Origin of the sequence: Amycolatopsis sp. lyj-84 (genome assembly GCF_046549075.1) — a bacterium.
GTDB lineage: Bacteria > Actinomycetota > Actinomycetes > Mycobacteriales > Pseudonocardiaceae > Amycolatopsis.
In genome coordinates, this window is sequence record NZ_JAJPWO010000018.1 from 178,032 (window position 1) to 193,053 (window position 15,022).

A 15,022-nucleotide genomic window follows, 5' to 3' on the forward strand; every position below is an offset into this window, starting at 1 on the left:
GGGTCCCGCCGCTACCCCGTCCGGGCGATCCAGAAAACGTCCAGTCGTCGTCCGTAGCCTTCCCGGCGAACAAGGCGGGGGAGGGGACATGGAAGGTCTCTACAAACTGCTGTGGGACCGCGTGGACCACAACGCGCGGCGGGCCGTCGACGTCTACCTGAGCGAGGTGCCCGATTTCCGGGCGGCGGCACGGATGGACGGGGCCCGCGCCTCGATGCTGGACTTCGCCGTCCTGCTCAGGCGCCGGGAGGTCGAACTCGCCGCCGACGGCGCGCCTTTCACCGGCGAGGATCTGGCGGTACTGGCCGCCTTTGGCGAGCAACGCGGCGCTCAGGGCGTTTCCACGGCTTCCGGACGGCGCGTGCTCGACCTGCACGACGTGCTCACCCTGCGGGAGATCCACGAGGCGGCGGGCCTGCACGAGGTCGCTCACGTGACCGAGATGATCGGCTGGCTGCCCGGCAACGGTCTCGCCGGGCAGAACGCCTATCTCCGGGGTTTTCTGGCCGGGCAGCAACGCGCTACGCCGTTCGTCAGACGAGCGCGGGAACTCGCCGAGACACTGCTCGACGACAAGGCGGTGCTCCCCGGTCTCCCGGAAAGCCTCGGCCTGGGGTCCGCCGGCCGGTACCTGATCACGGTCGTGCGGTTCTCCGGCGGTCCCTTGCCGACGGAGGAACGGCGCGAGGAGATCATCGGCGCGTTGCTGAAACGCGAGCGGGTGCCGATGACCTGGCCCGAGCCCGGTGAACTGATCGCCCTGTTCCCCTGTGAGGACCCCGAAACGGTGCGGGAACGCGCGCTGGGTCTCGTCCGGGAGTGCGCGGAGCTGACCGGACGGCCGTGCGCCACAGGCGCGGCCTCCGGCCGGATCCGGGCGCTGCGGGACACCGCCGCGCTCGCCCGGCGGATCAGCCGGGTCGCGCCCGTCGAGGCCAGGCCGGGCAGGCTGCCCGTGATGACCGACGTCTTCGTCGAACTCGGTGTCTCCCGGTTGCCGCAGGTCGACGACTGGTTGCGCGGGGTCGCGCGGCGGCTGGAGGCCGGGCCCGATCTCGTGACCACGCTCGACGCCTACTACCGGCACGACATGAACCGGCTGAACACCGCCGGGGCGTTGCACATCCACCCGCGGACCCTCGACTACCGGCTCCGGCGGATCCGCGAACTCGCCGGGATGGACCCCGGTTCCTACCAGGGCGTGCGGGCGCTCGGCGCCGCCGTCGCCCGGGTGCGCGCCGGCCGCTGGAACTGACGCGTCACGCCACCCGCGCCGCTTCCCGCCTGCGCTTGGCCAGCCGTTTCCCGACGATTCCGTGCCGCGGCCCGAACAGGTACACGAGCGTGAACCCGGCGCCCTGCACCAGCACGATCATCCCGCCGGACGCGGTGTCGAGGTGGTAGCTCAGGTACAGCCCGATCACCCCGGCGAGCACCGAGAACGACGGCGCGATCACGAGCATGCGGCCGAACCGGTCGGTCAGCAGGTACGCCGTCGCGCCGGGGATGATCAGCATCGCCACCACCAGGATCACGCCGACCACCTGCAGCGCGACCACCGCGGTCAGCGCGAGCAGCCCGAGCAGCGCGGCACCGAGCAGCCGCGGGTTGAAGCCGATGGCGTGCGCGTGCGTGGGATCGAAGGCGTACAAGGTGAAATCGCGGCGTTTGAGCACCAGCAGGGCGAGCGTGATCACGCCGAGGACGCCGATCTGGATCAGATCCGAGGTGTCGACGCCGAGCAGGTTGCCGAAGATGATGTGGTTCAGGTCGGTCTGGCTCGGCGTCACCGAAATCAGCACCAGGCCGAGCGCGAACAGCGTGGTGAACACGATGCCGATCGCGGCGTCCTCCTTGACGCGGCTGGTGTCGCGGACGACACCGATCAGGGCCACGGCGAGGAAACCGAAGACGACGGCGCCCAGCGCGAACGGGGCACCGAGGATGTACGCGAGCACGACGCCGGGCAGCACCGCGTGCGAAACGGCGTCGCCCATCAGCGACCAGCCGATCAGCACCAGCCAGCAGGAAAGCACCGCGCAGACCGTCGAAGCGACCACTGTGGACGCGAGCGCCCGCACCATGAAGTCGTAGGAGAGCGGTTCGAGGAACAGGTCGTAAAGGCTCACGCGGGTTCTTCTTCCCGTTGCAGGACATCGAGTCCGAAGGCCAGCGCGAGGTTTTCCGGCCGGAGTACCTCGCCGGGGGAGCCGTGCGCGAGCACCTTGCGCATCAGCAGGATCGCCTCGTCGGCGAGGCCGGGCAGCGCGTGCAGGTCGTGGGTGGAGATGAGGACCGCGGCGCCGTCGGCCGCCAGTTCCTTGAGCAGCCGCGTGATCGTGGCTTCGGACCGCTTGTCCACCCCGGCGAACGGCTCGTCCAGCAGCAGGACGCGGGCGCCTTGGGCGATCCCGCGCGCGACGAACGCGCGTTTGCGCTGCCCGCCGGACAACTGCCCGATCTGACGTCCGGCGAGTTCGGTCAGTTCGACCCGCTCCAGCGCCAGTTCGACGGCCTCGTGGTCGGCGCGCCGCGGCCTCCTGGTGAAGCCGAGATGTCCGTAGCGCCCCATCATCACGACGTCCCGCACCGACAGCGGGAACGACCAGTCGACGTCCTCGCTCTGCGGCACGTACCCGATCGCGCCGGTCTTGCGCGCGCGGACGGGCGGGCCGCCGTCGACCGACACCGTGCCGGAGTCCGGCCGGACCATGCCCATGATCGTCTTGAACAGGGTCGACTTCCCCGAGCCGTTCATCCCGATCAGCCCGCAGACGCGGCCGTGTTCGAGGGAGACGTCGACCCCGTCGAGGGCCAGGACCTCGCCGTAATGGACGGTGACGTCCTCGACGCGGATCGCGGCGCTCACGGCTTCGCTCCGGTGAGGGCGGCCACGATCGTCTTCGAGTCGTGGCGGATGAGGTCGAGGTAGGTCGGCACCGGGCCTTCGGGACCGGACAGGGAATCGACGTAGAGGACACCGCCGAACGCGGCACCGGTCGCGGAGACGACCTGGCGCATCGGGGCGTCGGAGACGGTCGACTCGCAGAACACCGCGGGGACCTTGTTCTCCTTGACGAACCCGATGGCGCGGGTGATCTGCTGGGGCGTCGCCTGCTGTTCGGCGTTGACCGCCCAGATGTACTGCTCGGTGAGACCGGTATCGCGCGCCAGGTAGGAGAAAGCGCCCTCACAGGTGACCAGCGCGCGCTCGTTCTGCGGCAGCCCGCTCAGGGCGCCGGTCATCTCGTCCTGGACCGCCTGCAGTTTCGCCTTGTAGGCGTCACCGTTGGCCTTGAACACGGCGGCGTCTCCGGAGGAGACCTCACTGAACGCCTTGACCATGTTGTCGACGTAGATCCCGACGTTCTTCGGCGACATCCACGCGTGCGGGTTCGGCTTGCCCTGGTAGGAGTCTTCGCCGATGGCGATGGGCTGGACACCCTCGCTGACCACCTTGTGCGGCGCGTCGCTCTCCGAGACGAACCGGGCGAACCAGGCCTCCAGGTTCAGCCCGTTGTCGAGGATCAGATCGGCCTTCGCGGCCTTCTTGATGTCGTCCGGGGTGGGCTCGTAACCGTGGATTTCGGCGCCGGGTTTGGTGATCGATTCGACCCGGAGCTTGTCGCCCGCGACGTTCGCGGCGATGTCCGCCAAGACCGTGAACGTGGTCAGCACCACCGGCCGCTTGTCGTCCGTGCCGCCGCTCGTTCCGTTGCCCGCGCCGCACGCGGTCAGGGCGAGCGCCGACGCGGCCAGCGCGCAGACGGTCTTGCGGAGATTCGCCATCCCGTGAGTCTAGAGTTCGGTATGCCGAACTTCCAACTCTCGTGTGCCTCAAATCTCGGTCGCGGTCCGGTCTCGTTCACGCACGGTCTCCAGCAGTAGCTGGGAGACGTCGCGCACGGTGACGTTCTCGCCACGCTGCTCGCTTTGCCGCTGCACGAGGCCGTCGTTCAGCATCACGCGGCAGAACGGGCAGCCGGTGACGATGGTTTCGGCGTCCGTGCCGAGCGCTTCGTCGACGCGTTCGAGGTTGATGCGCTTGCCGATCTGCTCCTCCATCCACATCCGCGCGCCCCCGGCGCCGCAGCAGAGCGAGCGGTCGGCGTGCCGGGGCATCTCGCTGAGCGTGGCGCCGGTCGCGCCGACGAGTTCACGCGGCGGCTCGTAGACCTTGTTGTGGCGGCCGAGGTAGCACGGGTCGTGATAGGTCACCGGGCCGGCGTCGACCGGTTTGACCGGGGTCAGCTTCTTGGCGCGGACCAGGCGGTTCAGCAGTTGCGTGTGGTGCAGGACCTCGTAGTGCCCGTCGAGTTGCGGGTACTCGCGGCCGAGCGTGTTCAGGCAGTGCGGGCAGGTGGTGACGATCTTGCGCGTCCCCGGTTCGCGGCCCTCGAACACCGCGTTCAGCGTCTCGACGGTCTGCTGGGCGAGCATCTGGAAGAGGAACTCGTTGCCGGACCGGCGGGCCGGGTCACCGGTACAGGACTCGTCGGTGCCGAGGATCGTGTACTCGACCCCGGCCAGATGCAGCAGTTCCGCGGTGGCTCGGACGGTCTTGCGGGCGTTGTCGTCGAACGCGCCCGCGCAGCCGACCCAGTAGACGTACTCGACGTCGTCGGCGAGTTCGCCGTCGAAGATCGGTACCTCGAAGCCGAGGTCCTTGGTCCAGGCGAGCCGGTCGGAGTTGTTCTGGCCCCAGGGGTTCCCCTTGGTCTCGAGGTTCTTGAACAGGACGCCGAGCTCGCTCGGGAAGGCCGATTCGATCATCACCTGGTAGCGGCGCATGTCGACGATGTGGTCGACGTGCTCGATGTCCACCGGGCACTGCTCGACGCAGGCGCCGCAGGAGGTGCAGGACCAGAGGACCTCCGGGTCGATGACGCCGAAGTCCTCCTTCTTGCCGACGAGCGGACGCTCCTGGGGAGGCTCCTTGCCGTCCAGGATGTAGGGCGCGCTGTCAAAAAGGTGGTCACGCAGATCCATGATCAAAAGTTTGGGGGACAACGGTTTCCCGGTGTTCCACGCCGGGCACTGCGACTGGCAGCGGCCGCATTCGGTACAGGTGGCGAAGTCGAGCATGCCCTTCCAGGTGAAGTCCTCGATCTTGCCGCGGCCGAAGGTGTCGTCCTCGCCCGGATCCTCGAAGTCGATCGGCTTGCCGCCGGACTCCATCGGCAGCAGCGGGCCGAGCGCGTCGGGGAGTCGTTTGGCGGTGACGTTGATCGGTGCCAGGAAGATGTGCAGGTGCTTGGAGTAGAGCACGATCGACAGGAACGCCAGCATGACACCGATGTGCAGCAGCAGCCCGACCGTCTCCAGCGGCTCGGTGACCGAGGGGCCGAGCGGCTCCAGGAGTTCGCCGACGCCGAGGGAGACCCATGCGCCCGACTCGTACGGGAAGACGCCGACCGCCGCCGACGCGCCGCGGAAGAGGAACATCGTCCAGATCACGTTGAAGATCATGAACAGGATCAGCCAGGCGCCGCCGGTGTGCGAACCGAAGAACCGGGACGCGCGGTCCTTGCGTTCCGGGGCCTGGCGGATCCGGATGACCGCGAAGACCACGAGCGAGGCGACGACCGCGACAGCGATGAAGTCCTGCAGGAACCCCAGCACCGCCCAGTGCCCGATGAGCGGGATGTGGAAGTCGTGGTCGAACAGGGCGCCGTACGCCTCGACGTAGACCGAGCCGAGGATCACGAAGCCCCAGAACGTGAACAGATGCGCGAGCCCGGGGACGGACCACTTCAGCAGCTTGCGCTGCCCGAAGACCTCGGCCAGATGCGTTTTCGCGCGCACGGCCATGACGTCCGACCGTTTTTCGTCCGGCTGGCCGGATCGGATGAGTTTGGCGAGCCAGGCGGCGCGGCGGGCGGCGAAGGCGAGACCGGCGACGGTGATGAGCAGGCCGAGGATGAGACGAACGAGCACGAGTCCTCCGGGGGAGAATCGGCTCAGTGAGAGCCGGTGTAGTACCGGCACGCCTTGCAGGCGTACCGCATTTTGGCCACTCGCCACCGTTTTCGGTAGGCCTCGAGGTGTCCCGGCCGTGGCGGATGCACGCCGAGCCTGCGGAGGCGGCGGATCCGCCGTCCCGCTTCGAAGAGTTCGGTCGCCAGTCCGAGGTAAGCGCGCCTGAGCGCGATACCGGGTTCCGCGGCGAGGTTGTCCCGGCAGAACCGGTGCAGCAGGGCGAGGTCGGGCAGGCCGGGCGTTGTCGAGCCAGGGAGGTGCTCGACAACGCCGAGTCCGGGATGTCCCACGGGGAGGGCGAATCCGGCCGGAAGTCCACAATGGACGCAGGTGAGCGTGCAGCTCAGACATCGGGTGACGTGGCGGATCCGCCGTTCGCGCTGATCCCCGTCGATCACCTCGCGAACGTGCCACCCCATGGAGCCTCCCAAGACCGTGGTGTGTCCTGTGTCACTCTCAATACTGGAGAGTAGGGGGCGCTCCGGTGGCGCGACAGGTCCAACCGGATGGCTTCCGGGCGGCCGGTCGGCGTAACGCTCCGCACCCGCCCGGGCCTCGGGAGTGGCTCCCCTTCGCCACTGGAGGACTACTTGCGGCGAGGGTGACGACCTTCGCGCACGCTTCCGCACACCGTGACCCACTCGTAGCCGAAAACGGCCCGCCCGGTGTCACGCGCTGGTTATAGTCCTGACCCGGGGTAATGGGGGAGGGAACGACGGCGATGGGCGGGTTCGTCACCGCGGCTTTGGGGTTTCCGGCCGTGCTCTTCAGCTTCCTGCTGATCGTGGTGATCGGCTATTGGCTGCTGGCGCTGCTCGGCGCCGTCGACATCGAAGACTCTGTCGAATTCGGCGGTGGCGAAGGGCTCCTGGCGGGCTTCGGCGGGGTCCCACTGTCCATTTCGCTCTCTTTGCTGATCGCATTCACCTGGTTCGCCAGCCTGGCAGGAACGGTTCTTCTCGATGACTTGGAGCTTTCGACACCTTCGAGGATCGGGTTCGGCGTCGGCGTGGTCGCCGTCGCGCTCGTCCTCGGCACACTCGGGACGAGGGTGATCGTGGTGCCACTGCGCCGGGTGTTCGGTCCCGCGAAGGAACCGAGCCGGAGGGACTTCGTCGGTCGTGCCGCGGTCATCCGCACCTCGTCCGTCACCCACGACTTCGGCCAGGCCGAAGCCACCGCCGCCGACGGATCGTCGGCCATTGTGGACGTTCGGCAGGCGGGTCAAGGCAACCTGACGGCGGGGAGCCGCGTAGTTCTCTATGACTACGACTCCGAAGGCGAGTTCTTCTGGGTCGAGTCCTTGGACATCTAAAAGCAGAAAAGGAACACTATGGGTGCCATCAGCGTGGGGGCCGGCGTTCTGATCGCCGTGATAGTTGTCATCCTCCTGGTCTTGCTCTTCACGATCACCAGGTTGTTCAAGAAGGTGCCGCAGGGGAAGGCACTGATCATCTCGAAGGTCCGCCGGGTGGACGTCACCTTCACCGGTGCGATCGTCCTTCCGGTGCTGCACAAGGCCGAAATCATGGACACTTCGGTCAAGGCGATGGAAATCACCCGTACCGGCCGTGAAGGCCTGATCTGCCGGGACAACATCCGCGCCGACATCCGGATCTCGTTCTTCGTCCGGGTCAACAAGACCGTCGAGGACGTGATCAAGGTCGCGCAGGCGATCGGCACCGAACGCGCGAGCGACGAGGCGACGCTGCAGGAACTGTTCAACGCCAAGTTCTCCGAGGCGTTGAAAACCGTCGGGAAGCAGCTCGACTTCGTGGATCTCTACACCAAGCGCCACGAATTCCGCGACCAGATCATCCGCGTCATCGGCACCGACCTCAACGGGTACAGCCTCGAGGACGCGGCGATCGACTACCTCGAGCAGACGCCGATGTCGCAGCTCGACTCCGCGAACATCCTCGACGCGCAGGGTATCCGCAAGATCACCGAGCTGACCGCGATCGAGCACGTGCGCACCAACGAGTTCCGCCGCGGCGAGGAAAAAGAGATCACGCGCCAGAACGTGGACGCCCGCGAAGCGATCCTCGAACTGGAGCGACGGCAGGCCGACGCCGAGATCAAGCAGCGCCGCGAGGTCGAGACCATGCGGGCGCGCGAAGAGGCCGAGATCGCCAAGGTGCAGGCGGAAGAGCGGCTCAAGTCGCAGGCCGCCGATCTGCGCACGGACGAACAGCTGGGCATCCAGCACCAGAACCAGCAGCGTGAGATCGAGGTCGCGGGCAAGAACCGTGAGCGCGTGATCGCCATCGAGAGCGAGCGCATCGAGAAGGACAGGCTCCTCGAGGTCATCGGCCGCGAACGCGAGACCGAGCTGTCCCGGATCGCCAAGGACAAGGAAGTCGAGACCGAGAAGCGGTCCATCGCCGAGGTGATCCGTGAGCGGATCGCGGTCGAGAAGACCGTGGCGGAGCAGGAAGAGAACATCAAGAAGCTCCGCGTCGTCGAAGAAGCGGAGCGTCAGCGCTCGGCCATCATCATCCGGGCCGAGGCGGAGGCGCAGGAAAGCCTCGTCAAGGACATCAAGGCCGCGGAAGCAGCCGAGGCCGCGTCGAAGCACAAGGCCCGCGAGGAACTGACGCTGGCCGAGGCGCGCCAGCAGACCGCCGAACTGGACACCCGCGCGAAGATCCGCCTGGCGGAAGGGATCCAGGCCGAGGAGGCCGCGATCGGCCTGGCCGCGGCGCAGGTCAAGGAACGCGACGCCGACGCGCTGGAGAAGGTCGGCCGCGCCGAGGCGATCGTCGAGCGCGAGAAGGCGATCGTGCTCGCCGACGGCATGCGCGACAAGCTCAAGGGCGAGGCCGAAGGTCTCACCGAGAAGGCCGCCGCGATGGCCGCTCTCGACACCGCCAGCCGCCAGCACGAGGAGTACCGCCTGCGCCTGGAGGCCGAGAAGGAGATCCGGCTCGCCGCCCTCAACGTGCAGCGCGAGGTCGCCGAAGCGCAGGCCACGGTGCTCGGCATCGGTCTGGAGAAGGCCGACATCGACATCGTCGGCGGCGAGACGATGTTCTTCGAAAAGGTCATCGGCTCGATCGGGCTCGGCAAGAGCGTGGACGGGTTCGTCGAGCACTCGGACGTCGTCCAGACGCTGGGGAAGTCGTGGCTCGACGGTTCGGGCAGCTTCACCGACGACCTGACCAAACTGGTCGGCTCGGTGAGCACCGAGGACGTGAAGAACCTGACGCTGTCGGCCTTCCTGGCCAAGCAGCTGCAGGCGGGCGGCCCGGACAGCGACAAGCTGCGTGAGCTGCTGTCGATGGCGCAGCGGCTCGGCCTCGCCGACCAGTCCGTCGCCGCCCTCGCCCCCGCGAAGCAGTGACGACGACCGAACCGGCGGCAGGAACGGAGCAGCTGGACGCGGGCACCTATGAGGTGCTCCGCGCCCGGCTCGCCGCACAGGCCGCCGAACTGGCGAAACGCGCGGACGAGCTCAACACCGCGCGGCTCGGGATCTTCGGCAGCGCACAGCTCGCGCTGATCGGCACGGAACGGATCCGCACCGCGAACAACTGCGTGCCGCGGGACGTCGTTTCGGTCGGCGGGCGGATGTTGTTCGGCTACAACGTCTTCATCGGGCTCAAACCCGAAACGACGGTCGACGACGTCTTCTCGCTGCACGGGTTCAGCCACGACGAAGAAGCCTTCCGCTTCGACGACGTGCCCGCCGAAGAACTGCCGGGGCTGCTGCGCGACGAGCAGTTCGTCCGCGACTTCGCCGAGCTGTACCGCTACTACCGGCAGGCGAAACTGCTGCAGCTGCGGCGGGTCGAGGGCAAGCTGCTCGCGGTGTTCCAGATCGGTCCGCGGACCGAGGACATCCGCGTACTGCGCTGGGCGATCGCCGCCGACGGCTCGGTGTCCTATGTGGACAGCCGAGGCGAACGCGACCACGTCTTCCCGCCGTCGCACGACTTCGAGTGGGTCGAGACCAGCCGTGAGCAGCACGTTCTCGGGCGGCACCCGCACATCTCGATCGAGGACGAGGTGTTCGTCGAGACCGTCGGCGGCAACCTGACGATCAAGGTCGAGAACAACACCGAGACCGGCGAGGGCGTCTACTCCGAACCGGTCGACGAGCCGCTGCAGAGCCTCGCCGACGCGGAAGTCTCCTACGCCAGGATCGGCCCGCTGATCCTGCTTCGGATGCTGCCGTACAAGGAGACCGAGTACCGGTACCTGGTGTACAACACGCGCACCCGGGACGTGGTGCGCCTCGACGGGATCGGGCAGGCGTGCCAGCGGCTGCCCGAGGACCACGGGATCATCTTCCCCGGCGGTTACTACCTCGACACGGGTGTCAGCAAGACGTTCGACACCACTGTCGACGGTCTCGAATTCGAGCGCGTGATCCGCTCGCCCAACGGGGAGGACGTGCTCTACGTCTTCCACGCCAGGGCCGAGGGACGTTCGCTTCTCCTGCCGTACAACGTGATCCGCAAAGAGGTCTCGAACCCGATCCCGTGCCACGGGTACTCGCTGTTCGACGACGGCACGATGGTGCTGTTCCGGGCGATGTCCGACGAGCCGAGCCGGGTGCACCCGATGCAGGTGTGGCGGACGCCGTTCCAATCGGACACCTATGCGGCGTCGCAGCCTGCCGGGACGGGGCCGCTGGAGCGGGTCGGCAACGCCGATCTGGTCCGCGGGATCTCGGACTGTCTTTCGATCGGCCGGATGGTCGGCGAGATGGCGCCGTCGGCCGCCGTGTTCGAGGCGCTGATCGCCGCGTGCGCGAGGGTTTTCGACCACTATCACTGGCTCGGCGATGCCGAACTCGGTGATCTGCGGTCGCCGCTTTCGGACGTCCGGGTCACCGCTGAGCAGGTGCTCGACGAGTTCGAGACGGTCACCTCGCTCACCGCGCAGGCGGCCGAAGCCGTCGAGGAAGCGGCCGCGGAAACCGCCTCTCTCGTGCGCAAGGTGCGCGGCGAGGCGCTGAACGCGGCCGACGCGTGGGTGCGCAGGCTCGCCGAGATGCACCGCGCGCGAGGACATCTCGTCACCGTGCGGGAACTGCGCTACGTCGACACCGACCGTGTCGACAAGTTGATAGCCGACCTCGACACGGAGTTCGGCGAAGCCGCGCAGCGGGCCGTCCGGTTCCTGCAGGGCGAAGACGCGTTCACGAGCTATCACGCCGAGGTCGACAGGCTGATCGACGCCGCGGGCGCGATCTCCACCGTCGCCGAGGCGGTTCCGGTCGCCGAGCAGCTGGACGAGCAGTCCGGCGGGCTCGAAGTCCTCACCGACGTCGTCGGCGGGCTGGAGATCGCGGACGCGGTGGTGCGGACGAAGATCCTCGAACGCGTCGGCGAGGTCATCGGCGGCGTCAACCGGGCCCGGGCCACGCTCGAGGCGCGGCGCAAGGAACTGCTGGAGACCGAGGGCCGGGCGGAGTTCGCCGCCGAGTTCGCCCTGCTGGCGCAGGCCATCACCGGCGGGCTCGCGGTCGCGGACACCCCGGACCGGTGCGACGAGCAGCTCGGCAGATTGCTGCTGCAGCTGGAAAACCTCGAATCGCGGTTCGGCGAGTTCGACGACTTCCTGGCTTCGCTCGGCGAGAAGCGCACGGACGTCTACGAGGCGTTCTCCTCGCGCAAACAAGCGTTGCTCGACGAACGCGCACGCCGCGCGGACCGGCTGGTCGATTCGGCGGGGCGGATCCTGTCGAGTGTGACCAGGCGGGTCGGCACGCTCGGTTCGGTCGACGAGATCAACACGTACTTCGCCTCCGACCCCATGGTCGCGAAGCTGCGCAGCGTCGTCGCCGAACTGCGTGACCTCGGTGACCAGGTGCGCGCCGAAGAACTCGAAGGCCGGGTCAAGGCCGCCCGTCAGGAAGCAGGCCGCGCGCTGCGCGACAGACTCGACCTGTACGGCGAGGGCGGGGAGACGATCCGCCTGGGCCGCAACACCTTCGCGGTCAACACGCAGGACATCGACCTCACCCTGGTGCCGCACGACGGCGGGATGAAGTTCGCGATCACCGGGACCGACTACCGCTCGCCCGTGCGGGACGAATCGTTCGAGGCGACGCGGCCGTACTGGGATCAACTGCTGGTCTCGGAATCGCCCGAGGTCTATCGCGCGGAGTACCTGGCCACGTCGATCCTGCTCGAGAAGCCCGATTTGCCGGACGCCGAGCTGCTCGAGGTCGTCCGGCGCGCCGCGGGGGACCGTTACGACGAGGGCTACGCGCGCGGCGTGCACGATCACGACGCCGCCGCGATCCTGTCCGCGTTGCTGCGCCTGCGGTCCGCCGCCGGACTGCTGCGCTACCCGCCCGCCGCGAGGGCCGCCGCTCAGCTGTTCTGGGCTTTCGGTGCCGAAGAGGCGGCGAAGTCCGCGTGGACGACGCGTGCCGCGTCGCTCGCGCGGGTGCGGGAGGCGTTCGGGCACACCACGGCGATCGACTCGCTGGCGCGGGAGTTCACCGAGGCGATGACCGCTTTCGCCGCGTCGTCCGGACTGGCGCTGGACCTCGAATTCGCCGGCGAGTACCTGTTCGAGGAACTGGCCGACGCATCGCCGGGATTCGTCACCAGCGGCGGAGCGCGGACGCTGCTCGACAAGTTCCGGCTCGACCGCCGGAGCTTCGCCGAGGACCTCCGTGCCCTCGAAGACCTCGCCGACCGGCACCAGCTCGCCGAAGCCTGGCTGACGTCCTTTGTGGACTCAGCGGGCCTGCCGGGCGACGAACTGGCGGAGGCCGTCGCGATCGAACTGGCCGAACTGCCCCGGTACGATTCCTCGGCCGAGCTTTCGGCCACCGTGGACGGTCTGCTCGGCTCGCATCCGCGGATCGTCAACCGGTCCCTGACCCTGCGGCTCGACGAGACGCTGGCCAGGACGGGGCGGTTCCGGCGTGACCGGGTGCCGGGTTTCCGGGCGTATCAGCGGCAGCGCAACGAACTCGTGGCCGCCGAGCGGGACAGGCTGCGGCTCGGCGAGTACAAGCCGAAGGTGATGAGCGCCTTCGTGCGCAACAGGCTGCTCGACGAGGTCTACCTGCCGTTGATCGGCGACAACCTCGCCAAGCAGCTCGGCGCGACCGGCGATGCCCGGCGCACCGACCAGTCCGGTCTGCTGCTGCTCATCTCGCCGCCGGGATACGGCAAGACGACACTCATGGAGTACGTCGCGAGCCGCCTCGGGCTGGTGTTCGTCAAGGTGAACGGGCCGGCGCTCGGGCACGACGTCACGTCGGTCGATCCGGCGGACGCGCCCAACGCGACCGCGCGGCAAGAGGTCGAAAAGATCTCGTTCGCGCTGGAGCAGGGCAACAACGTGTTGTTGTACCTGGACGACATCCAGCACACGTCGCCGGAGCTGTTGCAGAAGTTCATTTCGCTGTGCGACGCGCAGCGACGGATGGAAGGCGTCTGGGACGGCCGGACACGGACCTATGACCTGCGCGGCAAGCGGTTCGCCGTCTGCATGGCGGGCAACCCGTACACCGAGCAGGGCAAGCGTTTCCGGATCCCGGACATGCTCGCCAACCGTGCCGACGTGTGGAACCTCGGCGATGTACTGTCGGGCAAGGAAGAGCTGTTCGCACTGAGCTACATCGAGAACTCGCTCACCGCGAACACCGTGCTGGCACCGCTTGTCTCACGCGAACGGTCCGATGTGGACGTTCTCGTGCGGCTGGCGCGCGGCGACGGCTCGGTACGGGCGGATCAGCTGAAGCACGCGTACTCGGCGACCGAACTGGAGCAGATCCTCGCCGTGCTGCGGAAACTGATCCAGGTGCAGCGGATCATCCTGAAGAACAACCAGGCGTACATCGCTTCGGCGGCGCAGGCGGACGCGTCCCGGGTCGAACCACCTTTCCAGCTACAGGGTTCGTACCGGAACATGAACAAGCTCGCCGGGCGGATCGTGCCCGCGATGAACGACGCCGAACTCGAAGCGCTGATCGACGACCACTACGCCGGCGAGGCGCAGACGCTGACCTCGGGTGCCGAGTCCAACCTGCTCAAACTGGCGGAATTGCGCGGACGGCTGAGCGCCTCGGAGGCGCAGCGGTGGGCGGACGTCAAGGCGGCTTATCTGCGATCGCAGGCACTCGGCGGGGACGACGAGGACCCGATGAGCCGCGCGGTCGGCGCGATGGGCCTGCTGGCGGACCGGGTCGGTGCCGTGGAAGCGGCGATCGAGCGGGCTTCGGAACGGATGGTCGTGCGGGACGTGATGTAGGGGCTTGTGCGTTCTCGGCGGTCGGATTTCGGCTGCCGGGAACGCGTTGCCGGAATTCGGCGACGGGTTGCGTGGTCGGATGGCCTGGTGGTTCGCTGGGGCTTTGTTGTCGGAATTCGGCGACGCTTCACGATGGCCGAATGATTCCGGGTGGCCGTTGGTGCTGTGGTCGGTGTCGGGCCCTGATCTGGTCGGTTCGCCGAGCCTTCATTGCCGGAATTCGGCAACGGGTTGCTGTGGCCGTATGATCGGAAATTGTCGGTGGCCGGTCGTATGTTGATCAGGTGGACACCTACAAAGCCACACCTGTGGCGCTCCTTGAGAAACTCACCGACCCTGGCCTGTTGGAGTCGGTCAACGCTGCTGTCGATTCCTTGGGCGACACCGATTCCGTCGCTGTCGCCCAAGCCGCGTCAGCGGGGATCGCGCGATTGGAAGCGGTCCGGTTCCGGGCCCTGGCGCAGCTGAACCGGCATCGCGACGGCGCCCGCAGTGTCACCCAGGAGGTCGCGTTCGCGTTGTCTCTTGTGGACAATCACGCGGGTGCGATGGTCGCCGCGGCCGAAGCGTTGACCACCCGCCTGCCCCGCACACTGGGCTTGATGGACCAAGGAAAAGTGGACGGTTTCGGCGCGATGAAAGTCGCCGCCGCCACCGCGTGGCTATCCGACGACAACGCCCTCGCCGCCGACGCCCTCCTGGAGGACCGGTTACCGGACAAGAACTCCGGGCAGATCCGGAAAGCGGCGAGCCACGCGGCACTCACAGTCGACCGCGAAGGCGCCGCTCACCGTACCGAGCGGCATCGTGAAGGCCGCCG

The 15,022-nt window shown here is 67.8% G+C and carries 10 protein-coding genes; 5 read left to right on the forward strand and 5 right to left on the reverse strand.

All coding sequences use genetic code 11. From position 1 onward, the window contains the following. The first annotated feature begins 88 nt into the window (after positions 1–88). Positions 89–1,255, forward strand: coding sequence for a PucR family transcriptional regulator (locus tag ACLJRM_RS38865; protein ID WP_101612734.1), 1,167 nt, complete (start codon positions 89–91; stop codon positions 1,253–1,255). A gap of 4 nt (positions 1,256–1,259) precedes the next feature. On the opposite strand, the gene ACLJRM_RS38870 is transcribed toward ACLJRM_RS38865, so the two are convergent. From ACLJRM_RS38870 to ACLJRM_RS38890, 5 genes are read right to left on the reverse strand one after another with little or no spacing between them, the layout of a single operon-like run. Further along, a complete protein-coding gene (locus ACLJRM_RS38870) occupies positions 1,260–2,129 on the reverse strand; it encodes a metal ABC transporter permease (protein WP_174720519.1) in 870 nt (289 codons plus the stop codon). Next, positions 2,126–2,869: a metal ABC transporter ATP-binding protein gene (locus ACLJRM_RS38875; protein ID WP_410665896.1), complete on the reverse strand. Its 744-nt coding sequence runs from the start codon at positions 2,867–2,869 to the stop codon at positions 2,126–2,128. Before ACLJRM_RS38875 ends, ACLJRM_RS38870 begins: the two co-directional genes overlap by 4 nt. Then, positions 2,866–3,789, reverse strand: coding sequence for a metal ABC transporter substrate-binding protein (locus ACLJRM_RS38880; RefSeq protein ID WP_410665897.1), 924 nt, complete (start codon positions 3,787–3,789; stop codon positions 2,866–2,868). Before ACLJRM_RS38880 ends, ACLJRM_RS38875 begins: the two co-directional genes overlap by 4 nt. A gap of 48 nt (positions 3,790–3,837) precedes the next feature. Beyond that, entirely contained in the window at positions 3,838–5,937 is a 2,100-nt protein-coding gene (locus ACLJRM_RS38885) for a (Fe-S)-binding protein (RefSeq protein WP_410665898.1), read from the reverse strand. Between the two features lie 23 nt (positions 5,938–5,960). After that, a complete protein-coding gene (locus tag ACLJRM_RS38890) occupies positions 5,961–6,398 on the reverse strand; it encodes a hypothetical protein (protein WP_101612738.1) in 438 nt (145 codons plus the stop codon). A 281-nt stretch (positions 6,399–6,679) separates the two neighbouring features. On the opposite strand from ACLJRM_RS38890, the gene ACLJRM_RS38895 reads away from it, so the two are divergent. From ACLJRM_RS38895 to ACLJRM_RS38910, 4 genes are all read left to right on the forward strand, one after another. Further along, positions 6,680–7,294, forward strand: coding sequence for a hypothetical protein (locus ACLJRM_RS38895; protein ID WP_410665899.1), 615 nt, complete (start codon positions 6,680–6,682; stop codon positions 7,292–7,294). An 81-nt stretch (positions 7,295–7,375) separates the two neighbouring features. Then, positions 7,376–9,322 (forward strand): flotillin family protein, encoded by a 1,947-nt coding sequence (locus ACLJRM_RS38900; protein ID WP_233223826.1) that lies wholly within the window; start codon positions 7,376–7,378, stop codon positions 9,320–9,322. After that, the gene (locus tag ACLJRM_RS38905) at positions 9,319–14,202 is read left to right on the forward strand and encodes a DNA repair ATPase (RefSeq protein ID WP_410665900.1); all 4,884 of its coding nucleotides are present in this window, start codon (positions 9,319–9,321) and stop codon (positions 14,200–14,202) included. Before ACLJRM_RS38900 ends, ACLJRM_RS38905 begins: the two co-directional genes overlap by 4 nt. 344 nt (positions 14,203–14,546) lie before the next feature. Continuing rightward, positions 14,547–15,022: DUF222 domain-containing protein (locus ACLJRM_RS38910; protein WP_410665904.1), on the forward strand; the 476-nt coding region annotated here is incomplete at its 3' end.